The sequence below is a fragment of the Stenotrophomonas tumulicola genome, assembly GCF_014117215.1.
Lineage (GTDB): Bacteria > Pseudomonadota > Gammaproteobacteria > Xanthomonadales > Xanthomonadaceae > Stenotrophomonas > Stenotrophomonas tumulicola.
Genome location: NZ_JACGXS010000004.1, coordinates 156,563 through 181,445 on the forward strand (window position 1 = coordinate 156,563; position 24,883 = coordinate 181,445).

General features: G+C 66.7%; 24 protein-coding genes. 12 read left to right on the forward strand and 12 right to left on the reverse strand.

The features are described from left to right. Window positions 1-14: 14 nt before the first annotated feature. The gene (locus tag H4O11_RS10185) at window positions 15-875 is read left to right on the forward strand and encodes a class I SAM-dependent methyltransferase (RefSeq protein ID WP_182339305.1); all 861 of its coding nucleotides are present in this window, start codon (window positions 15-17) and stop codon (window positions 873-875) included. On the opposite strand, the gene H4O11_RS10190 is transcribed toward H4O11_RS10185, so the two are convergent. Then, window positions 859-1,836, reverse strand: a complete 978-nt coding sequence (locus tag H4O11_RS10190) for a hypothetical protein (protein ID WP_182339306.1) — start codon at window positions 1,834-1,836, stop codon at window positions 859-861. The genes H4O11_RS10185 and H4O11_RS10190 overlap by 17 nt on opposite strands. 184 nt (window positions 1,837-2,020) lie before the next feature. Here H4O11_RS10190 and H4O11_RS10195 point away from each other — a divergent pair, with 184 nt between their 5' ends. Next, window positions 2,021-2,560: a pseudouridine synthase gene (locus H4O11_RS10195; RefSeq protein WP_182339307.1), complete on the forward strand. Its 540-nt coding sequence runs from the start codon at window positions 2,021-2,023 to the stop codon at window positions 2,558-2,560. Window positions 2,561-2,803: 243 nt separating this feature from the next. Here the strand turns inward: H4O11_RS10195 and H4O11_RS10200 are convergent, their stop codons facing one another. Beyond that, a complete protein-coding gene (locus tag H4O11_RS10200) occupies window positions 2,804-3,205 on the reverse strand; it encodes a hypothetical protein (RefSeq protein ID WP_182339308.1) in 402 nt (133 codons plus the stop codon). A gap of 137 nt (window positions 3,206-3,342) precedes the next feature. Beyond that, window positions 3,343-5,847 carry an ATP-dependent helicase HrpB gene (gene hrpB, locus H4O11_RS10205; RefSeq protein WP_182339309.1) on the reverse strand — a complete coding sequence of 835 codons (2,505 nt, stop codon included), beginning with the start codon at window positions 5,845-5,847 and terminating at the stop codon, window positions 3,343-3,345. A gap of 68 nt (window positions 5,848-5,915) precedes the next feature. On the opposite strand from hrpB, the gene H4O11_RS10210 reads away from it, so the two are divergent. After that, on the forward strand, window positions 5,916-6,731 hold the full coding sequence (locus H4O11_RS10210; protein ID WP_182339310.1) for a TatD family hydrolase: 816 nt from the start codon (window positions 5,916-5,918) through the stop codon (window positions 6,729-6,731). 85 nt (window positions 6,732-6,816) lie between these two features. Here H4O11_RS10210 and H4O11_RS10215 read toward each other — a convergent pair whose 3' ends face one another. The 5 genes from H4O11_RS10215 to H4O11_RS10235 all read right to left on the reverse strand — a co-directional run bounded on the left by H4O11_RS10215 (window position 6,817) and on the right by H4O11_RS10235 (window position 10,692). Beyond that, on the reverse strand, window positions 6,817-6,987 hold the full coding sequence (locus tag H4O11_RS10215) for a hypothetical protein (RefSeq protein WP_182339311.1): 171 nt from the start codon (window positions 6,985-6,987) through the stop codon (window positions 6,817-6,819). 34 nt (window positions 6,988-7,021) lie between these two features. Next, window positions 7,022-7,921 carry a Rossmann-fold NAD(P)-binding domain-containing protein gene (locus H4O11_RS10220; protein ID WP_182339312.1) on the reverse strand — a complete coding sequence of 300 codons (900 nt, stop codon included), beginning with the start codon at window positions 7,919-7,921 and terminating at the stop codon, window positions 7,022-7,024. A 5-nt stretch (window positions 7,922-7,926) separates the two neighbouring features. Beyond that, window positions 7,927-8,865 (reverse strand): 2-dehydropantoate 2-reductase, encoded by a 939-nt coding sequence (gene panE, locus H4O11_RS10225; RefSeq protein ID WP_182339313.1) that lies wholly within the window; start codon window positions 8,863-8,865, stop codon window positions 7,927-7,929. Window positions 8,866-8,992: 127 nt separating this feature from the next. Next, complete coding sequence (locus H4O11_RS10230) at window positions 8,993-9,784, reverse strand: ABC transporter permease (RefSeq protein ID WP_182339314.1); 792 nt, start codon at window positions 9,782-9,784, stop codon at window positions 8,993-8,995. After that, window positions 9,781-10,692 (reverse strand): ABC transporter ATP-binding protein, encoded by a 912-nt coding sequence (locus H4O11_RS10235; RefSeq protein ID WP_461020728.1) that lies wholly within the window; start codon window positions 10,690-10,692, stop codon window positions 9,781-9,783. Before H4O11_RS10235 ends, H4O11_RS10230 begins: the two co-directional genes overlap by 4 nt. Before the next feature lie 139 nt (window positions 10,693-10,831). On the opposite strand from H4O11_RS10235, the gene H4O11_RS10240 reads away from it, so the two are divergent. The 4 genes from H4O11_RS10240 to H4O11_RS10255 all read left to right on the forward strand — a co-directional run bounded on the left by H4O11_RS10240 (window position 10,832) and on the right by H4O11_RS10255 (window position 15,271). Next, complete coding sequence (locus tag H4O11_RS10240) at window positions 10,832-11,581, forward strand: FAD-binding oxidoreductase (protein WP_182339316.1); 750 nt, start codon at window positions 10,832-10,834, stop codon at window positions 11,579-11,581. Between the two features lie 254 nt (window positions 11,582-11,835). Then, window positions 11,836-13,347 (forward strand): alpha/beta hydrolase, encoded by a 1,512-nt coding sequence (locus H4O11_RS10245; protein ID WP_182339317.1) that lies wholly within the window; start codon window positions 11,836-11,838, stop codon window positions 13,345-13,347. Continuing rightward, entirely contained in the window at window positions 13,344-14,090 is a 747-nt protein-coding gene (locus H4O11_RS10250) for an ABC transporter ATP-binding protein (RefSeq protein ID WP_182339318.1), read from the forward strand. Before H4O11_RS10245 ends, H4O11_RS10250 begins: the two co-directional genes overlap by 4 nt. Beyond that, window positions 14,087-15,271 carry an ABC transporter permease gene (locus tag H4O11_RS10255; protein ID WP_182339319.1) on the forward strand — a complete coding sequence of 395 codons (1,185 nt, stop codon included), beginning with the start codon at window positions 14,087-14,089 and terminating at the stop codon, window positions 15,269-15,271. The genes H4O11_RS10250 and H4O11_RS10255 overlap by 4 nt, the downstream gene beginning before the upstream one ends. 54 nt (window positions 15,272-15,325) lie before the next feature. Here H4O11_RS10255 and H4O11_RS10260 read toward each other — a convergent pair whose 3' ends face one another. The 3 genes from H4O11_RS10260 to H4O11_RS10270 all read right to left on the reverse strand — a co-directional run bounded on the left by H4O11_RS10260 (window position 15,326) and on the right by H4O11_RS10270 (window position 17,973). Continuing rightward, on the reverse strand, window positions 15,326-16,027 hold the full coding sequence (locus H4O11_RS10260; RefSeq protein ID WP_182339320.1) for a transposase: 702 nt from the start codon (window positions 16,025-16,027) through the stop codon (window positions 15,326-15,328). A gap of 146 nt (window positions 16,028-16,173) precedes the next feature. Beyond that, complete coding sequence (locus H4O11_RS10265) at window positions 16,174-17,205, reverse strand: energy transducer TonB (RefSeq protein WP_182339321.1); 1,032 nt, start codon at window positions 17,203-17,205, stop codon at window positions 16,174-16,176. 159 nt (window positions 17,206-17,364) lie between these two features. Then, window positions 17,365-17,973 carry a TIGR00645 family protein gene (locus H4O11_RS10270; RefSeq protein WP_182339322.1) on the reverse strand — a complete coding sequence of 203 codons (609 nt, stop codon included), beginning with the start codon at window positions 17,971-17,973 and terminating at the stop codon, window positions 17,365-17,367. A 109-nt stretch (window positions 17,974-18,082) separates the two neighbouring features. On the opposite strand from H4O11_RS10270, the gene H4O11_RS10275 reads away from it, so the two are divergent. The 4 genes from H4O11_RS10275 (at window position 18,083) to H4O11_RS10290 (ending at window position 23,837) form a co-directional block, all read left to right on the forward strand. Then, window positions 18,083-18,772, forward strand: a complete 690-nt coding sequence (locus tag H4O11_RS10275) for a glutathione binding-like protein (protein WP_182339471.1) — start codon at window positions 18,083-18,085, stop codon at window positions 18,770-18,772. A gap of 93 nt (window positions 18,773-18,865) precedes the next feature. After that, window positions 18,866-21,091, forward strand: coding sequence for a S9 family peptidase (locus tag H4O11_RS10280; protein WP_182339323.1), 2,226 nt, complete (start codon window positions 18,866-18,868; stop codon window positions 21,089-21,091). Window positions 21,092-21,184: 93 nt separating this feature from the next. Beyond that, window positions 21,185-21,703: a cytochrome c oxidase assembly factor Coa1 family protein gene (locus tag H4O11_RS10285; protein ID WP_182339324.1), complete on the forward strand. Its 519-nt coding sequence runs from the start codon at window positions 21,185-21,187 to the stop codon at window positions 21,701-21,703. A 328-nt stretch (window positions 21,704-22,031) separates the two neighbouring features. Continuing rightward, a complete protein-coding gene (locus H4O11_RS10290; RefSeq protein WP_182339325.1) occupies window positions 22,032-23,837 on the forward strand; it encodes a DUF885 domain-containing protein in 1,806 nt (601 codons plus the stop codon). Between the two features lie 81 nt (window positions 23,838-23,918). Here H4O11_RS10290 and H4O11_RS10295 read toward each other — a convergent pair whose 3' ends face one another. Then, complete coding sequence (locus H4O11_RS10295) at window positions 23,919-24,347, reverse strand: hypothetical protein (RefSeq protein ID WP_182339326.1); 429 nt, start codon at window positions 24,345-24,347, stop codon at window positions 23,919-23,921. A 198-nt stretch (window positions 24,348-24,545) separates the two neighbouring features. Here H4O11_RS10295 and H4O11_RS10300 point away from each other — a divergent pair, with 198 nt between their 5' ends. Beyond that, on the forward strand, window positions 24,546-24,794 hold the full coding sequence (locus H4O11_RS10300; protein ID WP_182339327.1) for a hypothetical protein: 249 nt from the start codon (window positions 24,546-24,548) through the stop codon (window positions 24,792-24,794). Window positions 24,795-24,883 lie beyond the last annotated feature (89 nt).

The window sequence follows — 24,883 nt, forward strand, 5'->3', positions numbered from 1 at the left end:
GTGGAACCCTGCCGATGAAACCTGTCCTGCTGCAACGTGCCTGTCATGTGGTGCTGGCGTCGCTGCTGGTCGCCGCGCCGCCGCTTGCCCTGGCTGCCGGTCCGGCAACGCCCGCTACGGCGGTGTCGCCGGCGTTGCAGGCCGCGGTCGCATCCAGCCACCGCGATCCAGCCAACGTGAAGCGCGATGGTTTCCGCCATCCCGCGCAGACACTGGCCTTCTTCGGGCTGGAGCCTGGGCAGACCGTGGTGGAGATCACCCCGGGCAACGGTTGGTATTCGGAGATCCTCGCACCGCTTCTGCGCTCCGAGGGGCAGTATGTCGCCGCCGTCGTGGACCCGGAGGCAGTACCCGAAGGGCGCGGCCGCGATTTCCAGCAGCGCAGCCGTGACGGGCTGGAAAAGAAGTTCGCGGCGGCGCCGGCACAGTTCGATAAAAGTGAAATAGTGGCGTACGACCCGGCCAGGCCCGTGTTCGGCACGGCGGGTTCGGCCGACGTGGTGCTTACCTTCCGCAATGTGCACAACTGGCGCAAGGCCGGCCAGGCGCAGGGTATGTTCAAGGGCTTCCATGACGTCCTCAAGCCCGGCGGCGTATTGGGCGTGGTGGAACATCGCGCCAGGGCCGACGTGGCCGACGATGACGACACGGGCTACGTTGGCCAGCAGCAGGTGATCGCGATGGCTGAAGCGGCGGGTTTCACCCTGGCCGGCAGCAGCGAGGTCAACGCCAATCCGCGCGACGGCAAGGATCATCCGAACGGCGTCTGGACCCTGCCACCGTCCAACAACCACGACCCTGCAGATGCGGCGAAGTACCAGGCCATCGGCGAAAGCGACCGGATGACGTTGCGCTTCATCAAGCCGAAGGATTGATGGATTCGCCAAGCAGCCAGGACAGGGCGTCGCGGGCGTACGGGGTGTGTTCGTGGTTGATTCCATGGCACAACGCCAGGGCCGTTGCGTAATGCGTGGCGGCGGCGTCCTGATGCCGATGGAGACCGAGCTGTGACACGATGGCCGCGCCGACGCAGCGGGCGTCGTCGGGGTGGCCGCTGGCAATGACGGCGTTGCGCAGCGCGGCCGGACAGTCTGGTGTCCGCGTCTGCGCCACCGCCCAGGCGCCGAAGCTGGCCATGCGCTCGTCCGGCGCACAGGGAGCGTGCGACAGCCAATGCAGCACGCGTGCCACCAGGTGCCGTGCGTCCTGTTGCAACTGACATGCGTAGGCATCGGACAGGCGCTGGAAGCGTTGGATCAGATCCGCCTCGACGCGTTCGATCCGGTTCACCAGCGGTGCAATGAATTCGGCAAGCGGACGCATTGTTTCGCTGGGTGTCCCTCTGGCGATGTCATGCAGGATGGACACGTAGCCGGTGGCCGCCATGTCGAGCAGTTCAGGTGCATTGCCCATGCGCGATGAAGACAGGGAATGCAGCAGCGCGATACCTGCTTCGAGTGCGCCGGTCCCGGGGCTCAATCGAAGCGGCAGCAGGGTGGCGTTGTCCAAGGTCCAGCGGCCTGCCTCGATCAGCCGTATTGTCGCGCCGGGGAAACGCTCGTCCACCGGTCTCACCAGATCGGGCATGTCCGCGCTGCGGCGGGCAAGAAAGGCCCGGTCGCGTTCGATTGCCGATGCCATCGCGACGAAGGAGGGGAGTCCTGGCGCGGCCGGATCCGTGGCAGGCGCTGCAACGACCGGCGCATTCGATACCGTGACAGGCGGGGCCAGCGTTGGGTTTGTATCGCCGGCCGGGCGGAGCCCCTGGCCGGGCACGGCGTCCCGCGGCCACGCGGGCGATGTTGGCGGAAATCCAGCATGCATGTCGTGGCTCACGGGTGGATGTGGCCGGGCTGCAGGCAACGTACAGCGGGCGTGGCCACGGAACACGCTGTGACGGATCGGGAGTGATGCGTCAGACTTGGAGGCGTCCTTCAGCCGAGCGTGCCTGCCTTGTCGCGATGGAGGCAATGTGCGTTCGCGACACGACGTCCCAGCTGCCCGAAAAACACCAGACCCCATGGCCCTCATCCTCTTCAACAAGCCTTTCAACGTCCTGTGCCAGTTCACCGACCGCAGCGTGCCGCCGCGGCCCACGCTGGCCGGCTATGGGTTGCCCAGGGATGTTTATGCCGCTGGGCGGTTGGATCACGACAGCGAAGGCCTGCTGCTGCTCACCGATGACGGTGGCCTGGCGCACCGGTTGACCGACCCACGACATAAAGCAGACAAGACCTACTGGGTCCAGGTGGAAGGCGAGCCACGCGAAGAGCAGATGGAGCGACTGCGCCGCGGCGTGGTGCTCAACGATGGCCCGACCTTGCCTGCCAGGGTGGAACGCATGGACGCGCCGGCTTTATGGCCGCGCGACCCGCCTGTCCGCTTCCGCAAGACCGTGCCCGATGCCTGGCTTGCCGTGACCTTGCGCGAAGGACGAAATCGCCAGGTCCGGCGCATGACGGCGGCGGTGGGTTTGCCTACCTTGCGGCTGGTACGTGCGTCCATCGGGTCGTATCGCCTGGACGAACTGCAGCCGGGCCAATGGCGGCAGGTGGATTGATCGCAGGGAAAGCCCGCACAGCATTTGCATGGCCTCTGAATGGCTGCGCTGATGTGGTGGGTGCAGGGGCATCAAGCATCGTGGTCGACATCCAGAAGGGGGTGATCCTGACTGTGCCGGTGCCGTATGTTTGCGGCCAGCGTCAATTCCGTCATGTAGCAATGGCCTGAAACGACGAAGGACGCAGCCTGGGCCGCGTCCTTCGTATATTGCATGACAGACGGCGCAGGCCGCCATCCGCCGTCAGGTATCGCTGCCGATATCGCTGCTTTCGTCCACTACGGTATCGGCGCGGCGGTCGCGGGCGGTGACCCGCTGCGCCTGCCCGTCGACCACCTGGCCGTTGGCGAGCTTCTTCTTCTGTTGCTTGCGGTACAGCGCATAACCCAGCAGGCCGACACCGACGGCGGCAGCGGCAATCGTCACCGCCGGGTTGCGTCGGGCCAGCTTGGTCGCCGCCTTGCCGCCGGTCCTGACCGCGCCGATCGCGGCGCCGGTCTTGATCCAGTCGGTGGCGGTGGGCCCCAGGTGGCGCAGGCTGCCGCCGATGTTGCCGCCAGCCTGCTTGATGCCATCGCCCGCGCTGTGGGCCAGGTCCAGCGCACGCTCCAGCGCGCGGTCGGTGATCACGGTGAGTCTGCTCATGTGGGGGGGTCCTTAGCCTCGGGTCGAAGCGCAGTGTCGCGCGGATGCTGTAAACGGTATGTCAGGCAGGGTGATGCGTGGCGTGACTCTGGAGCGGCCGTTCAGGATCGGGCGCGAAAACGCCGACGTTACTCCCCTCACGTACCACGTGGTTTGGCGCGGTGGGTAGCGGTGGCGGTCCACGGGTCGTCCGGCCAAGGGTGTCGCGGGTAGCGTCCCTTCATTTCTTTCCTGACTTCGGCATAGGTGCTGGCCCAGAAACTGCGCAGGTCGCCGGTGACCTGCAGCGGGCGGCCACCGGGAGACAGCAGGTGCAGGATGAGCGGTACGCGCCCCTCGGCGATGCGCGGGGTGTCGGCCAGTCCGAACAGCTCCTGCAGCTTGACCGCCAGCACCGGGGGCAGCGGCGCGCCGGTTTCGCTGTCCAGGGCATAGCAGATCGCGCGCTCCAGCCCGGACGGCACGCTGATACGGACGGGGGCAAGCCGGTCCACGGCCTGTCGTTGCGACCAGTCCAGCAGCGACTTGAGGGCGTCGCCGAAGGCTGCTTCATCCAGCGCATCCAGCCGCGTGCGCCCGGCGAAGGCCGGCTGCAGCCAACGGCCGCGGCTGGCCAGCAATGCCGCATCGCCGCAGTCGGGCAAGTCCAGTTCCGGCATCCACCGGCGCAGCGACTCCACCCGCGCCTGCCATTGGCGCAGTCCGTCGGTCCATGGCAGGGCCTGCAGGCCGAGTTCGGCCACCGCCTCGGTCAGTGCGTGCGCGGCCAGCGCCGGATCCACCCGGCCTGCCGAGCGGCTGTCGATCACGATGCGGTCGAAGCGGGTCTCCCGTACCGCCACCAGGGCGCGCCGCTCGGCATCCCAGCGCACTTCATCATGGCGGGTGAAGCGCTGTGGGAACGCGCGGCGCAGCCAGTTCTCGTCCACCGGTGCGGCGCGCAGCAGCAGCGCGTCACGTGCCTCGAAGCGCAGCTCGCTGGCTACCAGCCAGGGTTCGCCGCGCAGGTCGCTCAGCTCGTGCAGGCGCGCGCTGCGGCCATTGGCCAGCAGGTAGCGCAGGGGGTCGTTGGGGTGCTGGAAGGCGATCCGGTCCGGGAATGCATGTGCCAGCAGATCGCCCAGCTGGTGCGCTTCGATGCTGGCCGGTGGCGAGGCGTCACAGTGCAGGCGACGTCGCCACTGCCTGGCCGCCGCGTCGATGGCGGCCAGCCCGCTGCGGTTGGCATCGGCTGGTGCGCGACCGGTGCGGAACGCGGCCAGCGCCCGCCATCGCGTGGCCAGCGCGTCGCCGCCCTGGCGCAGCGGATCGCGCGCCTCCAGCAGCGCGGCCAGGTCTGCCGCCAATGCCAACTTGCTGTCGTTGCCCGCTGCCAGCAGCATCGCCGCCAGCCGCGGGTGCGTGCCCAGCGCGAGGATACGGCGCCCGATGGCGGTGATGGCGCCGCTGTCGGACAACGCACCCAGTCGCTGCAGCAGTTCCCGCGCTGCGGCCAAGGGACCGGCGGGTGGCGGATCGACGAAGCACAGTTCACTGCTTCCCCAGGCGGCCAGCTCCAGCGCCAGGCCGGCCAGCTCCACCTGTTCGATCTCGGCGCGTCGTTGTGGTTCCAGTCGCTGTGATTGTGGCCACAACCGCCATGCCCAGCCTTCGGCAACGCGACCCGCACGGCCGGCGCGCTGGTCGGCCGATGCCTGCGCGATGTTGACCAGGTCCAGCCGGGTGAAGCCACTGTTGGGGTCGTACTGTGGTTCGCGTGCCAGTCCGCTGTCGATCACCATGCGGACACCAGGCAGCGTCACGGATGATTCGGCCACGTTGGTCGACAGCACCACCCGACGCCGCCCGTCACTGGCCGGTTGCAGCACGCGGCCTTGTTGTTCCACCGGCAGTTCGCCGTGCAGCGCCAGCACCTCCACGCCGGCGTCCAGCATTTCCCGCAGGCCGGCCTGCACGCGCTGTATCTCGCGCAGGCCGGGCAGGAAGACCAGGATGTCGCCGGGATGGGTCGCCAGCGCCTGCTGCACCGCGCGCCGCACCTGCAGTTCCATCGCCTCATCGCGGCGCGCCGGGAAGTGGCTTACGTCGACCGGAAAGCCGCGACCCTCGCTGCTCAACCGCGGCGCATCCAGCAGCCGTGCCAGCCGTTCGCCATCGAGGGTCGCCGACATCACCACCAGCCGCAGGTCGTCGCGCAGCTGTGCCTGCACGTCCAGCGCCAGTGCCAGGCCGAGATCGCCATGGAGGTGGCGTTCGTGGAATTCGTCGAACAGGATCGCGCCGATACCTTCCAGCATCGGGTCGTCCTGCAGCATGCGGGTCAGGATGCCTTCGGTGACGACCTCGATGCGCGTGCGCGCCGATACCCTGCTTTCGAAACGGATGCGGTAACCCACGGTGCCGCCCACCTCGTCGCCAAGCTGCCGCGCCATGAACTGTGCCGCGCTGCGAGCGGCCACCCGGCGTGGTTCCAGCACCATGATCTTCCGGCCTTGCAGCCAGGACGCATCCAGCAGGGCCAGCGGTACCTGGGTGGTCTTGCCGGCGCCAGGCGGCGCCTCGAGCACCAGCCGCGAATGCATTTCCAGTTCGGCCAGGAGCTGCGGCAGCAACGTGGAAATGGGAAAGGTCGGCGTGTCCATGTGCATAGGATAAGGGCGGCTGGGCAGGGCAGGTACACTACGCGGGCGTTTTTCCCCCTGCGATGACCATGCAACTGATCGATATCGGCGCCAACCTCACCCACGACTCCTTCGACCGTGACCGCGATGCGGTGCTGGCACGTGCACGCGAAGCGGGCGTGGTGCAGATGGTGGTCACCGGTGCCAGCCGCGAGCACTCGCCGCTGGCGCTGCAACTGGCCCAACAGCACCGCGGCTTCCTGTTCGCCACCGCAGGCGTGCACCCGCACCATGCCGTGGAATACACCGACGAGTGCGATGCCGAAATGCGCGCGCTGCATGCGCATCCGGAAGTGGTGGCCGTTGGCGAGTGCGGGCTGGATTATTTCCGCGATTTCGCGCCGCGTCCCGCCCAGCATCGCGCGTTCGAACGCCAGCTGCAGTTGGCGACCGATGTGCTGGCTGCCGATGGCGCAAGCAAGCCGTTGTTCCTGCACCAGCGCGATGCACATGCGGATTTCATGGCACAGATGAAGAACTTCGAAGGCCGCCTCGGCGCGACGGTGGTGCACTGCTTTACCGGCGAGCGCCAGGAACTGTTCGATTACCTGGATCAGGACTGGTACATCGGCATCACCGGTTGGCTGTGCGATGAACGCCGTGGCGCGCACCTGCGCGAGCTGGTGAAGCACATCCCCGCCAACCGCCTGATGATCGAGACGGATGCGCCATACCTGCTGCCACGCACGTTGAAGCCGATGCCGAAGGACCGCCGCAACGAACCGATGTTCCTGTCGCACATCGTCGAGGAACTCGCGCGCGATCGTGGCGAGGAGGTTCCGGTTGCCGCAGCCAATGCCACCGCCGCCACGCGCGGCTTTTTCCGCCTGCCGCCTATCCCATGAGGCTTGTGGCAGCGTAGCGCCGGGCCATGCCCGGCGAGTGGCATGCCACATACCGCGCTTCGCGCTCGCCGGGCATGGCCCGGCGCTACCGCGGTGGTCGCCCGTCGCCGTTTTCCCATGCGTCCTGCAGCCCTTCGCGATAGCTGCCGAAGCGTGGCTTCCACTGCAGCCGCTCGCGCGTGCCACGGCTGTCGATCTGCCCCGCACGTTGAAGCAGCGTAGCGCCGGGCCATGCCCGGCGAGTGGCATGCCACATACCGCGCTTCGTGCTCGCCGGGCATGGCCCGGCGCTACCGCGGTGGTCGCCCGTCGCCGTTTTCCCATGCGTCCTGCAGCCCTTCGCGATAGCTGCTGAAGCGTGGCTTCCACTGCAGCCGCTCGCGCGTGTCACGGCTGTCGATGCGTTTGCTGCCCTGGTAGAAACGCCGCAGCGCAGGACTCAACGCCGGGTCGTCCCACGCCCGTGCCGGGGGCAACGGACGCCCGCTGAGCCGCGCGGCATGCGCCAGCACGTCCTGCGGCGGGGCCGCTTCATCGTCGGTGGGTAGATACAACGCTTCGTGTTCACGGCGCATCATGGCGGCCATGACCACGGCGGCCAGATCCTCGACGTGCAGCCGGCTGAACACCAGTCCCGGCCGTACCACATGCCGTGCGCGGCCCTCGGCCAGCTGCACCAGCGCGTTCCTGCCGCGTCCATACAGTCCCGGCAGGCGGAATATCGCTGACGCGGCGCCGCGTTCGGTCGCCAGCGCCCGCCATTGCGATTCGGCCAACCGCCGCTGCGTGGCAGCGATACCGACGCCGTCGGCCAGGGACTGCTCATATATCCATCCCCCGTCACGGCCTGCATAGACCCCGGTGGACGACAGGTATCCGATCCAGCGCAATGCCGGGCTGGCACGCAGCGCCGGCCACAGCCGTCGCAGTGCAGGATCGCCGTCGGCGTCGGGCGGCACGCTGCAGAGAACAGCATCGGCCTGGGCCACTGCCGACAGAAGATCAGGTTCGAGCGCGCGACCCGCTGCCAAAGCGTGCCGTGGCAGCCCATCCGACGCCGCCGACGCGGGATCGCGTACGGTTCCGCTGGCTTCCACGCCATGCGCCTGCAAGCGCGAGGCAATGACCCGACCGCTGTAACCCATGCCCAGCACCAGCACGCGGCGCGGCAGTTCGCCCGGCGCCAGCATGGCCGTCAGCTCGTGCGCAGGGCCTGGTAGGCCTGCAGGTGGCTGTACGCGACCTGCAGCAGCGGTGCCGCCTGGCCGAAGCCGCGTGCGCGCGCCAGCATGTCGCCGACGATATGCCCGGCTTCCACCTGCTGGCCGGCTTCCAGGTCGCGCAGCATCGAGGCCTTCAGTACGGATCCTGCCTGGGTCAATGCGCCCGATGCGGTTTCCCGGGCGATGGACGGGATCGGTTCAGCCGATGCTTCAGCCACTGCCACGCACTCCGCGTACAGGCCGCGCACGATGGCTTCGCCATCGTCAGTGGCGACGATGGTGCCGATGTCCGCGCGCAGCAGGCAGGTCGCTGCCGCCAGCGCGGTCAGGAAGGTGTACTTCACCCATTGTTCCTGGCCGATGCGGTCGCTGGCCAGATGGTCCAGCCCGGCCTGCACGCAGGCAGCGGCGAAGGCCAGCACGCGGGCGCTGCCGTTGTCGCCGTCGCGCTCGCCAAAGGTCAGCTTGGCTGGCTTGCCCAGGTGCAGCACGGCGCCATCTTCGGCCTTGGCCGCGCTGATGAAGCACAGCCCACCCAGCACCGCATCGCGGCCGAAGCGCGCGTCCAGCGCGGCGTAATGGCGCAGCCCGTTGAGGATCGGCAGCACGCTGGTGCGTGGGCCGACGGCCGGTGCGATGGCCTCGATCGAACTGTCCAGGTCATAGGCCTTGCAGCTCAGCACCACCAGGTCGAACGGCTGGGCGGCAGCCAGGGCAGGCAGCGCATCGGCGGTGACGTGGGCGACCGGGAAGGTAGCGTCGCCCAGCGGGCTGCGGATGACCAGCCCGTCGCGCTGCAGCTGTGCCGCGCGCGTCGGCCGCACCAGGAAGGTCACGTCCACGCCGGCCTGTGCCAGGCGGCCGCCGAAATAGCCGCCGGTTCCGCCGGCGCCGAGGATCAGGATGCGCATTGGAAATTCCACCCTTGTAGAAAATCGATATGGTGTCGATTGTGCCCGCTGACCTGCCGCCCACGGTGGGATGAAGGCGGTTGGTCGCCACGCTCTTTGGACGGGTCCATGACCCGCCCTGCCCAGCTCAGCTCCGCATGCCCACGCCGCGACGCAGCAGCCACAGCGCCAGCGCGGTGAGCGCCGCCACGAAGCCGAGCATCAGCGCATACGCCACCCACAATGGCACGTCGCTGGTACCCAGCAGGCCGTAACGGAACGCGTTGACCATGTAGAAGATCGGATTGGCATGGGTGGCCGCTTCAGCCCAGCCCGGCAGCAGCTTCACCGAATAGAACACGCCGCCCAGGTAGGTCAGCGGGGTCAGGATGAAGGTCGGCACGATCGCCACGTCATCGAATTTCTTCGCGTACACCGCATTGATGAAGCCGGCCAGCGAGAAGATCGTCGCGCCCAGCAGCACCGTGGTCAGCGTCACCAGTGGATGCGGGATGCGCACCGGGGTGAAGAACATGGCGATGATCAGCACGATCACGCCGACCATCAGCCCGCGCAGCACCGCGCCGGCCACGTAGCCCCACAGGATCACCCAGTTCGGCATCGGGCTGACCAGCAGCTCTTCCACGTGGCGGCCGAACTTGGCGCCGAAGAACGACGAACTGATGTTGCCGTAGCTGTTCTGGATCACGCTCATCATCACCAGGCCCGGTACGATGAACTGCATGTAGCTGTAGCCGCCCATCTCGCCCACGCGCGAACCGATCAGGCCGCCGAAGATCAGGAAGTACAGCGTCATGGTGATGGCCGGCGGCACCAGCGTCTGTCCCCAGATGCGCAGGATGCGCGCCACTTCGCGGCGTACCACGGTGGCCAGCGCGATGCGGTTGCGCTGGCCGTCGGTCAGGATCGGGGTGCTCATGCGGACGTCTCCTGGTTGCCGGTGAGGCGCACGAACAGCTCCTCCAGGCGGTTGCTCTTGGTCCGCATGGAACGCACGCGGATGCCCGAAGCGTTGAGTGCGGCGAACACGCGGTTGAGGTCCATCGCACGCGGCATGTCGATGTCCAGCGTGTGGACGTCGGTAGCGGTCATCGTGGTGCCCTCGATCAGTGGCAGCTGCGCGGGCAGCTCACCGTCGATATCCAGCAGGAAGCCTTCCACGTCCAGCTTGGCCAGCAACTGGCGCATCGGGCCCTGGGTGACGATCTGCCCATGGTTGATGATGGCCAGGTTCCGGCACAGGTGTTCGGCCTCTTCCAGGTAATGCGTGGTGAGGATGATGGTGGTGCCTGCGGCGTTGATTTCCTTCAGCACCCGCCACATGTCGCGGCGGATCTCGATGTCCACACCGGCGGTGGGCTCATCCAGGATCAGCAGGCGCGGGCGGGTCATCATCGCCCGGGCGATCATCAGCCGGCGCTTCATGCCACCGGACAGCGTGCGGCTCATCACCTGCGCCTTGTCCCACAGGTAGGCGCGCTTGAGTTCTTCCTCCGCGCGCTTTTCCGCCTCGGCGCGGTCCACGCCGTAGAAGCCGGCGTAGTTCACCAGGATGTCGAAGGGCTTCTCGAACAGGTTGAAGTTGATTTCCTGCGGCACCAGGCCGATCAGGCGCATGGCGGCGCTGCGCTCGCGCACCAGGTCGGTGCCGAACACGTCCACCTGGCCCTCGCTGAGGTTCACCAGCGAGCTGACGATGCCGATCAGGGTGGATTTTCCGGCGCCATTCGGGCCCAGCAGGGCGAAGAAGTCGCCCGGGGCCACTTCCAGCGAAACACCCTTCAGTGCCTGGGTGCCGTTGTCATAGGTCTTGCGCAGATCGCGCACGCGCAGGGCGGGCGCATTGTCGTTCAGGGAAGCCAAGCTCGAAGCCTTTGCGCCTGCGGGTGGCGCATGGAGGGGTGCAGGGGGAGCTATTATAGATCCCCCCACGGGCTCGCCCCGGCTACACACTGTTCCCACTGCCGTGCCAGTCCACTTCCCCATAAAGCTGGTCGACCGCCACATGCTGGCCCCGACCGTCGGCCATTACCAGTTCCTTCGTGATGATGGCCAGCCGCTGGACTTCCAGCCGGGCCAGTTCATCCAGGTGCATTTCCAGTATGCCGACGGCACCCAGACCAAGCGCAGCTACTCGCTGGCGACTGTCCACGACCACGCCCTGGGACCGGGCGAGGCGGTGGACATCGCGGTCAGCTTCGTCCCCGGCGGAGCAGCCACCGCGCTGTTCGAGGGCCTGGACATCGGCGGCCAGCTCAGCGCCAGCGGCCCCTACGGCCGCTTCTGCCTGCAGCCGGGCGACCAGAACCGGCGCTACCTGCTGATCGCCACCGGCACCGGCGTCACGCCGTACCGCTCCATGCTGCCGCTGCTGGCATCGGCCATGGCCGAGCGCGACGTGCAGGTAGTGTTGCTGCAGGGTGCACGCAGCCCGGGCGAACTGCTGTACAGCGAGGATTTCGACGCTTTTGCGGCCCAGCATCCGGGCTTCCGCTACATCCCCTGCCTGTCGCGCGAGCTGCCGGCCAGCCCCGGCCCGGACGTGCGCCATGGCTACGTGCAGCAGCAACTGGCTGGGCTGGCACCGGATGCCGCCACTGACATCGCCTACCTGTGCGGCAACCCGGACATGGTCGACGCCTGCGTGGAAGCGCTGAAGGAAGCCGGCCTGGGCAACCCGCAGATCCGCCGCGAGAAGTACGTTTCCAGCAAATGACGGGTTGAACGACCGAGGCCCCTCGCCCTGGGAAAAGCGGTAGGGCGGGTCCCTGGCCCGCTGCCGTTCGCGGAATGCCGGAAACAGGGACTTCCACAACGGCATGTCGCACACCATCAGCAGCCGGTTCTGCCCGGGGCCCCACATCGGGCCCGGCGCGGTGGGCCATGCCCGCTCCACCGTGTAACGTGGTCACATCCGCGGCGCGCGCGCGTCGTTGTCGCATGACCATCAGCAAGGGGGAAGCAAGGAAGATGTCCAGAAACCACCTGAAGCTGGCCGGTGTATTGGCCAGTGTCCTATGTGCGGCCTGTAGCGTGCCGCCCACGGCCGACGGCGAAGGCGCCGGGCGCCAGTACGGCCAGATCGGATTCAAACCCTGCACGCTGACCGGATCGGTCGCTGCGGCCAACGTCGAGGCGCTGTGCGGCAGCTTGAGCGTGCCCGAAGACCCCGCCAGGCCGGACGGCCGCAGGATCGACCTGCGCATCGCCTGGCTGGCTCCGGACAACAGTGCCGTCGGCCTGCCCGACCCGGTGTTCTTCCTCGCCGGTGGCCCCGGCCAGGCCGCCAGTGACGTGGCGTTGCCGGTCAGCACCGCGCTGCGCGAGGTACGCAAGCAGCGCGACATTTTCCTGGTCGACCAGCGTGGCACGGGCGGTTCCAACCCGCTGACCTGCCTCGGGCCGGACGGCAAGGAACTGCCGATGGACGAGAACGCCGAGCCCACCGAAGCCTACGTGCGCGATTATGCGGCCCGCTGCGCGGCATCGCTGGAAGGGCGCGCGGATCCACGCTTCTACACCACCTCGCAGGCCATCGACGACCTGGAGGCGGTGCGCAAGGCGCTGGGTGCGGAGCAGCTCAACCTGGTCGGTGGTTCCTACGGCACCCGCGTGGCGCAACGGTATGCGGCACGCTATCCACGGCAGGTGCGCAGCGTGGTCATCGATGGCGTGGTGCCCAATGACCTGGTGGTCGGCGGCGATTTCGCCAACACCTTCGAAGACGCGATCATCCTGCAGTCGGCTCAGTGCATCAAGGATGCGGCCTGCGCCAAGCGTTTCCCGGTCAACACGCGCACCCAGCTGCGCACGGTGATGGACGCGCTGGCGGCGGCGCCGGTGAGCGTGGAATTCCGCGATCCCGCCACGGCCGAGGCGCGCCGGGATGTACTGACGCCAGACAGCGTGATCGGGCTGGCATTCGCCTTCTCGTACATGCCGGAACTGTCCTCGCTGCTGCCGGTGGTGCTGGACGAAGCCGCACACGGCCGCTATGCGCCGCTGGCCGCGCTCAGCCGCAATGCGTCGCGCACGATGGACCTGCAGATCAGCCGTGGCATGCAGTGGTCGGTGCTCTGCAGCGAAGACGCCGGCCGCTACCAGCCGCCTGCGCAGAGCGACCGCCTGCTGGGCCCGCATGTCGCGCAGATGTTCTTCGCCGCGTGCCAGGCCTGGCCGCATGACATCGCGGCCGCCGACAGCGCCGTGCCCTTCAAGAGCGAGCTGCCGACTCTGCTGCTGTCCGGTGAACTGGATCCGGTGACGCCGCCACGTTACGCCGACCAGGTGCTGAAAGGCCTGCCCAACGGCCGCCACATCGTCGCCCGCGGGCAGGGCCACGGCACCATCAACGCCGGCTGCATGCCGCGCCTGCTGGGCCAGTACATCGACAGCGCCGACGCCAAGGCAGTGGATGCCGGCTGCCTGGACACGCTGAGCCACGTGCCAGCGTTCACCTCGTTCAACGGATGGGAACCATGATCGTCGCCGAGAGCCTGCACAAGGCATTCAACACCAGGACCGGCCGCATCCAGGCGGTGCAGGACGTCAGCTTCCGGGCTGAGGACGGCCGCATCACCGGCCTGCTGGGGCCCAACGGTGCTGGCAAGACCACCACCATGCGCATGCTGTATACGTTGATGACCCCGGACCAGGGCAGGGTCACGGTGGACGGCATCGACGCCAATGTCGATTCGGCCGAGGTGCGTCGCCGGCTTGGCGTGCTGCCGGACGCGCGTGGCGTCTACAAGCGGCTGACCGCACGCGAGAACATTGCCTACTTCGGCCAGTTGCATGGCATGGACAGCGCCGCCATCGCCCGCCGTACCGACGCACTGTCGCGTGCGCTGGACATGGCCGACATCCTGGACCGCCAGACCGATGGGTTTTCACAGGGCCAGCGCACCAAGACGGCCATTGCCCGCGCGCTGGTGCACGACCCGCGCAATGTCATCCTGGACGAACCGACCAACGGGCTGGACGTGATGACCACCCGCGCCATGCGCCGTTTCCTGCATGGCCTACGCGACGAAGGACGCTGCGTGATCTTCTCCAGCCACATCATGCAGGAGGTGGCCGCCCTGTGCGACCACATCGTGATCATCGCCAAGGGCACGGTGATGGCCGCGGGCAGTGCCGATGAGCTGCGCTCGCAGGCAGGCGAGGAGAACCTGGAAGACGCCTTCGTCAAACTGATCGGCACCGAAGAGGGGCTGCACGCATGAGCATGATGTCCACCTTGTTCACCGTGATGCGCAAGGAACTGCGCGACCTGTCGCGTGACCGCCGCACGCTGGCGCTGACCCTGCTGCTGGGCCCGCTGTTGTATCCGATCCTGATCCTGGGCATGGGCAAGCTGGCCGAAAGCCGGGTCAAGTCCCAGATCGAACAGCCGCTGGAAATCCCCATGATCGGCGCGCAGAACGCACCGAACCTGGTGCGCTTCCTCGCCGCCCAGGGCTTGAACGCCACCGATGCACCGAAAGACCTGGGCCAGGCCATCGCCGAGCAGCGCATCGACGTGGCATTGCGCATCAGCGACGATTTCGAGGCGCACTGGCGCGATGGGCGTCCAGCCCTGGTGGAGATCCTGCAGGACAGCACGCGGCGCGCTTCGGACGTGCCGACCTCGCGCCTGAAGGCCGCGCTGCAGGCCTACAACGGCCAGGTCGGCGCGCTGCGCCTGATGGCACGCGGCATCGATGCGCAGGTGGCTCGGCCGCTGGACGTCGCAACCCAGGACATGGCCTCGGCCGAGGCCAAGCAGGGCATGATGCTGTCGATGCTGCTGCCGTTGCTGCTGACCATCACCTCGTTCCTGGGCGGTGCCTATCTGGTCATGGACACCACTGCCGGCGAACGCGAGCGGCAGTCGCTGGAACCGCTGTTGGCCACCCCGGCACCCCGCAGCGCGATCGTCAGCGGCAAGATCGCGGCTGCCTGCGCGGTCGGCCTTGCGTCCCTGCTGTTGACCCTGGTGGCGTTCAAGCTCAGTGCACAGCTTTCCGACAGCAGCGTAGGCCGCCAGCTCAACATGGGCCTGGGATCGATGCTGCAGATGTTGCTGGTGATGCTGCCGATGCTGCTGATCGGCACTTCGCTGCTGACCTTCCTGTCGGCCGCCTCCAAGAGCATGAAGGAAGCGCAGAGCCACATGACCTGGCTGATGCTGTTGCCGATGCTGCCCAGCTATGCGCTGCTGGTATACCCGCTGAAAAGCGTGTTGTGGCAGTACGCGGTGCCGTTCCTGTCGCAGAACCAGATGCTGCTGAAAGTGATCCGGCACGAGCCCATCAGCCCGGTCGTCTGGGCGATCTACCTCAGCGCAAACGTGGGCCTGGCGGTCCTGCTGTGGTACGCCGCCGTCCGCCGTTACCAGCAGGAACGCCTGGCCATTTCCAGCTGAAAAAGGGGACGGAGGGGATTAAGTCATTTTCGCCACCCCTCCGTCCCCTGCAGTTCATTCGTTGCCGGCTTCGGATTTTCGCGGGCGTCCCGGACGGCGCAGCGTCACCGGCCGCCCGAGCGTCTCCTGCAGCATTTCCAGGAAACGCGCATCGCCCAGCGGGCATTGTTTTCTTCCATGTTCGCCGATTCTGGCGGCGTCGGCGTGCGCATCGTGGTCCCGAAGGAACGCCTGATAGCGCAAGCTGCGTTCTTCGGCCGTTACGCCGAGTGCAAGGAAGCCGGGATGTGGCACCAGCAGCGGATCGCGTCGATTCCCCAGGTTGCCGTGCACGCTGGACCAGCGGTGGTGTTCGGCACGCTCCACCAGGGCCGCACGTACGGGATTGAGCTCGATGTAGCGATAGACCGCCAACAGATAGCGATCGCTGTCCACCATGCTGGAATGGAACCGTCCCTGCCACAGGGGCCCCGAACGTCCGTGGCGCAGGTTGAAGGCCTGGACGTACCCATTGCCGAGCGACCGCATCGCATGGGCCAACGCGCTGGCATTCCGCGGGCTGGCCAGGAAATGGACGTGGTTGCCCATCAGCACGTAGGCATGCAGCGCGACATCATGCTTGACGAAGGCCTTGTGCAGGACGCGCAGGAAGTGCTCGCGGTCCACGTCGTCGACGAAGATGGCGCATTTGTTGACGCCACGCTGGACGACATGGAAGGGCAGGCCGGGAAACAGCAGGCGGGCATGGCGAGGCATGGGCGAAGGTCTCCACGCTGGACGATGGTCCAGCATGGAATGCCGGCATATGCCTCGGCATCGGGGCAGCCCCCGTCGGCGGGTGGCTGCATGCCGCCATGACCAGGACGGGGGGGATCACGACTTAATCCCCTCCGTCCCCTTTTTTAGTTGCCGGGGGTGAAGGCCAGCGTGCGGCGGGTGGTGACCGGGGCCGAGACGGGTTCGAAGCGCCAGCGCTTGACGGCGTTCAGGGCTTCGCGGTCGAAGGTGCGGGCCGGGGTGGCACGCAGCACACGGGCATTGGTCACCGAGCCGTCGGTGCCGACGGTGAGTTCCACCAACACTTCGCCGGAGGTGTTCGAACGCAGGGCCTCGGTGGGATAGCGCGGCGCCGGCGTGCTGATCGGACGCAGGCTGGGCGCAGCGGCCTGGCGTGCGGCGGCGGCCTGTTGGGCGGCAGCCTGCTGTTGGCGCTGCTCGGCTTCGCGACGTGCGGCGGCCTGGCGCTCGGCTTCCTGTTCGGCGTTCGCCTGTGCCGGAGCCGGTTGCGCAGCCGCCTGTTGCGCAGCGATCTGCTGCGCCGCTTCGGCTTCGCGTGCGCGCTGTTCGGCCAGGCGCTGTTGCTCGGCCAGCTGGCGGGTCTTCGCTTCGGCTTCCTTCTTGACCCGGTCGGTTTCTTCGGTCGTGCGCCGCGCGGCCACTTCCACCCCGCGGGTGATGCCCTGCTTCAGGCGTGGCAGCGCTGGTGCCGCCGGGTCCACCTTCTCGATCAGTGCGATCAGGCGTTGGCCTTCCTCGAAGTCCTCGCGGGCCAGGTTCTGTTCGGCGGCGATCAGGGTGTAGGGCAGCAGGTCGGTCAGTGCGCTCTTCACCGAAGCGTCGTCCGGGGTCTTGTCACGCAGCGCCAGGTAATACTCGATGGCATTGTCGCCAGCGGGCGCATACATGCGGTTCTCGCCCAATGCGCGGCTGGCCGATTCGCGCAGTTGCTCGCTGCCCATTGCCTGCACCGTACTCGATACCGCCGGCGCGGCAGCGGCCGGGGCGGTCACCGCAGCGGGCGAAGCGGGCTTGGCATCACCACCGGCGGGGGCTGCCGCATCTTCCTTGCCCGAACAGGCGGCCAGCCCCAGCAACAGGACCATGGGCGCGAGCAGGCGCGCACGGGCAACGACGGACTTCTTGGCGTATGACATCCAACTCCCCCTTGAATACGACGATACGAAAGGCCTGGCAGCGTTCCCAGGCGAGAGCCGGCGGCGTTTCCCGACACCGTCGGCAGATCGGTCAGGGATGCAATCTAGCATCCCTCGCCCGCGCTGGGGCAAGGGGCAGGGCCGTCGGCCGGGCCCGGATCAGTGCGTGTCCTTGGGATGCGCGCTGCCATTGCTCATCAGTTTGTCGGTCCAGGCGATGCCGATCGCCGACAGGATGAATACGCAATGGATGATGGTCTGCCACAGCACGCCGTCGGCGGTGAGGGTAGAGCAGGTATCGGCGCCAAGGTTGGATGCGGCCGCTGCCATGCGCTCGGGCGGGCACAGTGGCAGGCCATTGAGCGCGCCGGAGGCGATGAAGGTCTTCAGCAGGTGGATGGAGGAGATGCCGATGATCGACAGCGCCAGCTTCACTTTCAGTACGCTCGCATTGACGTGGCTCAGCCATTCCGGCTGGTCCGGGTGGCCTTCCAGGCGCAGGCGCGAAACGAATGTCTCGTAACCGCCGACGATGACCATCACCAGCAGGTTGGAGATCATCACCACGTCGATCAGCCCCAGCACGATCAGCATGATCTGCTGTTCCCCCATCGACGCCGAGTGCGAGATCAGGTGCCACAACTCCTTGCCGAACAGGAATACGTAGACGCACTGGGCCAGGATCAGGCCCAGGTAAAGGGGAAGCTGCAGCCAGCGCGAAGCGAAGATCAGCGAGGACAACGGGGAGGGGCGGAACGGGGTGGTCATGGACGGCATGCTGCGTTGCAGGAAAGCGCGCAGATTACGGGTGTGCGATGACAGTGCCAAGTGGCAGGACCCACTACACTCGGTGGACATCCTTGCCGAGTGCCTTGCCATGATCGATCTGTATTACTGGCCCACCCCCAACGGCCACAAGGTCACCCTGCTGCTGGAAGAGTCCGGGCTGGAATACCGCATCCATCCGGTCAACATCGGCGCAGGGGACCAGTTCAAGCCGGAATTCCTGGCCATTTCGCCGAACAACAAGATGCCGGCCATCGTCGACCATGCACCCGCCGATGGCGGCGCAGCGCAGAGTGTGTTCGAGTCCGGCGCGATCCTGCTGTACCTGGCCGAGAAGACCGGCAAGTTCCTGTCCAGCAATCCACGCGATCGCATCGCCACGCTGGAATGGCTGTTCTGGCAGATGGCCGGGCTGGGCCCGATGAGCGGGCAGATGGGGCATTTCAACGTCTACGCCCCGGAACAGATTCCCTATGCCATCGAACGCTACGGCAACGAAGTGCGCCGCCTGCACGGGGTGATGGACAAGCGCCTGGCCGAGCACGAATGGCTGGCTGGCAGCGATTACAGCATCGCCGACATGGCCAGCTATCCATGGATTGGTGCCTACGACAAGCTTCCGGCGGATTTTGCAGCGTTCCCGAACCTGCAGCGCTGGCACCAGGCCATCGCCGCGCGGCCGGCCACCCAGCGCGCCTATGCGCTGCGGCAGCAGGTGAATCCCGATGCGGGCAAGCCGATCAGCGACGAAGAACGCAAGCACCTGTTCGGCCAGCGCTGATCTGTCCCTGGCATCCCCGGGCCAGATCCCCCCGAGGGGTCTGGCCGCATTCTTTCGGGTTAGGATTGGGCCTGCCGTAGACCGGAACCGTCCATGCGCCACCTGTTCGCTGCCCTTGCCCTGATGTTCGCCACCACCACTGCCGCCCACGCCGAAAAACTGACCCTGGAAGCCATCACCGGTTCCCTGCCGTTGTCCGGCCCCACCTTGATGAAGCCCAAGGTCGCCCCGGATGGATCGCAGGTCAGCTTCCTGCGCGGCAAGGACAGCGACCGCAACCAGCTGGATCTGTGGACGTACGACATCGCCAGCGGACAGACGCGGCTGCTGGTCGATTCCAAGGTCGTGCTGCCTGGCACCGAAACCCTCAGCGACGTCGAAAAGGCACGCCGCGAACGCCAGCGTATCGCCGCGATGACCGGCATCGTCGACTACCAGTGGTCGCCGGATGCGAAGACGCTGCTGTTTCCGCTTGGCGGCGAACTGTACCTGTACGACCTGCAGAAGCAGGGCAGCGCGGCCGTGCGCCAGCTGACCCATGGCGAAGGCTTTGCCACCGATGCCAAGCTGTCCCCGCTGGGCGGTTTCGTCAGTTTCGTGCGTGCGCGCAACCTGTGGGTGATCGACCTGGCCAGCGGCGAGCCGCGCCAGCTCACCCATGATGGCAGCGACACCATCGGCAATGGCGTGGCGGAGTTCGTCGCTGACGAAGAGATGGATCGCCACACCGGTTACTGGTGGGCGCCGGATGATTCGGCCATCGCGTTCGCGCGCATCGATGAAAGCCCGGTACCGGTACAGAAGCGCTACGAGGTCTATCCGGACCGCACCGATGTGATCGAACAGCGCTACCCCGCTGCCGGCGACGCCAACGTGCGCGTGCAGCTGGGTGTCATCGCGCCTGCAGCTGGCGCGCAACCGCGCTGGATCGACCTCGGCAGGGAACAGGACATCTACCTGGCGCGCGTGGACTGGCGCGACCCGCAGCACCTCAGCTTCCAGCGGCAATCGCGCGACCAACGGCAACTGGACCTGGTCGAAACGGCACTGGAGACCGACCGCCAGCGCGTGCTGGTCCATGAAACCAGCCCGACGTGGGTACCGCTGCACAACAGCCTGCGCTTCCTCGATGACGGCGGCTTCCTCTGGTCGTCCGAACGCAGTGGTTTCGAGCATCTCTACCGCATCGACAAGGCGGGCAAGGCGCATGCACTGACCGCAGGCCAGTGGCCAGTGGACGAACTGCTGGCGGTGGACCAGGCGGCGGGCATCGTATATTTCCGTGCGGGCATCGAATCGTCGCGCGAAAGCCAGGTCTACAGCGTGTCCCTGCAGGGCGGCACGCCGAGCAGGTTGTCGCAGGCACCGGGGATGCACAGCGCCAGCTTTGCCCGCAACGCCAGCGTATACGTCGACAGCTGGTCCAACAGCAGCACGCCGCCACAGATTGAACTGTTCCGTGCCAGCGGAGAGAAGATCGCCACCCTGGTGGAGAACAACCTCGATGATCCGTCACATCCGTACGCGCGTTACAGGGATGCACAGCTGCCGGTGGAGTTCGGCACGTTGACGGCCGCCGACGGACGCACGCCGCTGCATTACAGCGTGATCAAGCCAGCCCGCTTCGACGCCACCAAGCGGTATCCCGTAGCCGTGTATGTGTATGGCGGGCCGGCATCGCAGACCGTCACCAACGCCTGGCCTGGACGTGGTGACCATCTGTTCAACCAGTACCTTGCACAACAGGGTTACGTGGTGTTTTCGCTGGACAACCGCGGTACGCCACGCCGTGGCCGCGACTTCGGCGGTGCGCTGTACGGAAAGCAGGGCACGGTGGAAGTGGCTGACCAGCTGCGCGGCGTGGAATGGCTGGAGAAGCAACCGTGGGTGGATCCGGCGCGCATCGGCGTGCAGGGCTGGTCCAACGGCGGCTACATGACCCTGATGCTGCTGGCCAAGGCATCCAACCGTTATGCCTGTGGCGTTGCCGGGGCGCCGGTGACGGATTGGGGACTGTACGACAGCCACTACACCGAACGTTACATGGACCTGCCGGAGCGCAACGAGGCCGGCTACACCGAAGCGCGCGTGTTGACCCATATCGATGGCCTGCGCTCGCGGCTGCTGCTGATCCACGGCATGGCGGACGACAACGTGCTTTTCAGTAATTCCACCGTGCTGATGAGTGCATTGCAGAAGCGGGGGCAGCCATTCGAGCTGATGACCTATCCCGGTGCCAAGCACGGCTTGTCCGGTGCGGATGCGCTGCACCGCTACCGGACTGCCGAGGACTTCCTGGGTCGCTGCCTGAAGCCCTGATTTTCGCCTGCGCTGGGCAGGGCGGGGCCATGCCCTGCCGCCGGCATCCCAACCCCGCTGCTCGTCTTCAACCGAAGCCAAGGAGCTCCGTGCATGCGCCAGCCACCTCCACTTCCCTTCGAATCGCCTGCTGGCCGTGGCTGGTGGGCGCGCCATTGGCGCTGGGCGATGCCGTTGGGCATCGTGGCGGGCGTGGTGCTGTTGGGCGGTGGCGTGGCGTGGTCCCTGCTGCGCTGGAGCGACGCTGCGCACGCCAGTGCACCGTTGCGTGAAGCGATGCGTCGTGCCAACTGCAGCGTCGAGCTGGTGGCGGCATTCGGCGAGCCGTTGCATGCCGACCGGATGCCGATCGGCAACATGCAGACGCAGTTGAACGGCCGGCATGACGTTGGCCTGATCGTGGGCCTGGAAGGCCCGCATGGTGCCGGCACCCTGTTCGTGCAGGGTACGCGCGTGGATGGGGCATGGGATTACCCGGTGATGTACGTGCTGGGCGAGGAAGAACATACCTTCGACCTCAGTGCGCTGGATGATGCCGAGGCGGCGCAGGAGTGTGCGCTGGCGCAGTGTCGCGCGGTTGGTGACTGCGTCATCGATTCGTTGACGAGCTAAGAATCGCTTCGAATGATTGCGTTGATAGTGTGATCGTGGTGGCTTCATGCCGCCTGACCCGACTACAGGGTTGCCATCAAGACGGTAACCCCACCGAAATTTCCGCATGGTCACGGCCTGCCAACCGGAAGTGTGGAGGTACATGACAATGTCCGCGTACTCCGGGAAAACAAGGCAATGGTCGCCGCCTTCTATCCCGATCCGTCCTGATGCTCCCGCCGCGCGCAGGCATGGACCAGCCTTGCTGGCCCAGCGTGACCTCCGGCAGATTGCCGGCCCGCGGCTGAGTGCGTAGGGTGCAGGCATTCCCTGAATCCCGGAGTGCGTGATGAAGCCGCTTGTCCTCGCCATCGCCTTGGCCCTCGGGGCCGCCCCGTTGCTGGCCCCTTCGCATGTGCTTGCCGCTCCGGCCACCCAGGCTGCGGCCAAGAAGCCGGCGGCCGCCCCGGCCTGGGTTGCCCGCAGCAACCAGCTGGCGCAGATCCTGCTGGACGCGCAGGGTCCCTTCCAGCCCGAGGAAACCGGATTCTTCGGCGTACCCGGTTATGACGACAAGGTAGCCGACCTCGGTCCGGACAAGGGCAAGCGCTATCGCGCGGCGGTGGCCAAGGCGCGCGGCGAACTGCAGACCAGGCTGGCCAGTGAGAAGGACCCCAACGTCCGCCAGGACCTGGAGATCATGATCGCCGCTGCCAGCGAGAGCATCGAAGGCAGCGAACTGGGCGACAAGTATTTCCTGCCATGGAGCGACGCACCGCAGACGGTGTTCAGCGGCCTCAACCTGCTGCTGTCCGACCAGGTGCCGGCCGAACGCCGGGCCAAGGCAGTGGACCGCCTGAAGGCCTATGCCGGCCTGCAGCCCGGCGGCACGCCGCTGACCACGCTGGCCCGCCAGCGCTACGAAGAACGCCTGTCCGATACCACGCTGCTGCAGCCGACCACGATCGAAGTGCAGCAGTCGCTGGACAACGTGGATACCTACATCAGTGGCATTGAATCATTGCTGCAGAAGTACAAGTTGACCGACGCCGACGAGGCGATGAAGACCCTGGCCGGGCAGCTGAAGGACTACGCGGCATGGACCCGTGCCGAGGTGCTGCCGAAGGCGCGCGAAGATGCGCGCCTGCCGGCGCCGGTGTACGCGTACCAGCTGAAGCAGGTCGGCATCGATGTCGCGCCGGCGTTGCTGATGCAGCGTGCGCAGCTGGAATTCATGGAAACCCGTTCGGCGATGCGCCAGCTGGCGCCGCTGGTGGTGCAGGCCAAGGGCCTGAAGGTCAGCGATCCGAGCGATGTGGTGGCGGTGATCCGTGCGTTGAAGCAGGAGACCATCCCCAACGATCAGCTGGAAGGGCACTACCGCAAGGTGATCGATGCCATCGATCCGCTGATCCACGAACATCGCATCGTCGATGTGCCGCAACGGCCGATGCAGATGCGGCTGGGATCAGCGGCGGAAAGCGCTGCAAGCCCGGCCCCGCATTTCCTGCCTGCGCCGCTGGTCAACAACACCGGACAGCAGGGCACCTTCGTGCTGCCGCTGGGCAACCCGGCCGCCGGCGAAGGCGCGCAGTACGACGACTTCAACTTTGGTTCGGCAGCGTGGACGCTCAGCGCGCACGAAGGCCGCCCAGGGCATGAGCTGCAGTTCACCGCCATGGTCGAGCGTGGCATCTCGCTGGCGCGCACCATGTTTGCGTTCAACTCGGTCAACGTGGAAGGCTGGGCGCTGTATGCAGAAGCTGAAATGGTGCCGTATGAGCCGTTGGACGGGCAGTTGGTCGCGCTGCAGTTCCGCCTGCTGCGTGCCGCGCGCGCGATGCTGGACCCGATGCTCAACCTGGGCCAGATCGACCGTGCCAACGCCGAGCGCGTACTGATCGACGAAGTCGGCCTGTCCAAGGCGATGGCTACCCAGGAACTGGACCGCTACATGGTGCGCATGCCTGGCCAGGCTGGCAGCTACTTCTACGGATATACCCGCATCCTGGAACTGCGCATGCAGACCGAACTGGCGCTGGGCGCGAAGTTCGACCGCCTGGCGTTCAACAATTTCCTGCTCGACCAGGGCCTGCTGCCGCCGGACCAGCTGGCCAAGGCCGTCAACGAATCCTTCATCCCGAAGTACAGGTAACCAGAAAAGGGGACGGAGGGGATCAACTCGCTTTTTGCCACGTGAGGCCAAAAGCGACCTGATCCCCTCCGTCCCCTTTTCTCAACGTGCCGGGGGGGTCGGGTTGGGGACCCAGATCGCGACGCCGGCGGCGCGGCGCTGGGTGGTGGGGATGCCGATGCCCAGGCCGCCGCCCACATGCGAACCGTAGCTGCCTGCGCCCACCGACATGCCCACCGGCGATCCGCTGGAGCCGACGCCCATCAGGATCACGCCGTTGGCGCCCAGTGCAGCGGCGTCGCGCTTGAGTCGTGCCACGGCGGCATCGGTCTGGCCCTGGGTGCCGAAGCCCACTGCACTGGAGGATTCCAGCTGGGCGATTTCCACCGAACCGGCCGGTGGGGTCGAATAGATCTGGACCAGTGCCGGATTGATCGGAGCCCGCGCCTGGCCCAGCATCACCTTGGACGTGCTCGCACAGCCGGCGGCCATCAGCATGGCCGTCGCCAAAGCGACCCAGCGCAGTTTCATCGCATGCATCTTCATGGCTTCAACCCCTGTGTGGATGACGCAGATCATCGGTCCATCGATCTGAATCGGCCCCAACGCCGGAGCCCTGCGATGGCCACGCTAGCATCCTTGCAGTGAGTGCGGTGGCAAGCCCGCAAGGCCCTATGCGGGACAAGTACGAACGGCTATGGTGGCCGAAACCATCGGCGAGGAGGGCGCATGGGTCTGATCAGTCTGTTGTGGGGCATCGTTGCACTGGCGTGGATGGTCGTCGCGCTGGTGCCGCTGCTCGGCTGGGGCAACTGGTTCCTGATCCCGTTCGCGGCGATAGGGGCGATAGTTGCCGCCGTCGGCATCCTGTTCACGCATCCCAGCAAGCGCGGGCGTGCCTGGACCGGACTTATCCTGAACGGCATCGTGATCGTGGTCGGCATCTTCCGCCTTGGCCTGGGCGGCGGCGTGGTCTAGCCCGGCCGCTGCGACCGTCGGTCGCATGCGGGGCGGTAGCAGCCGTTGGCAGGCGTACAATGGCGTATTGGACGGACTTTTCCGCCTGT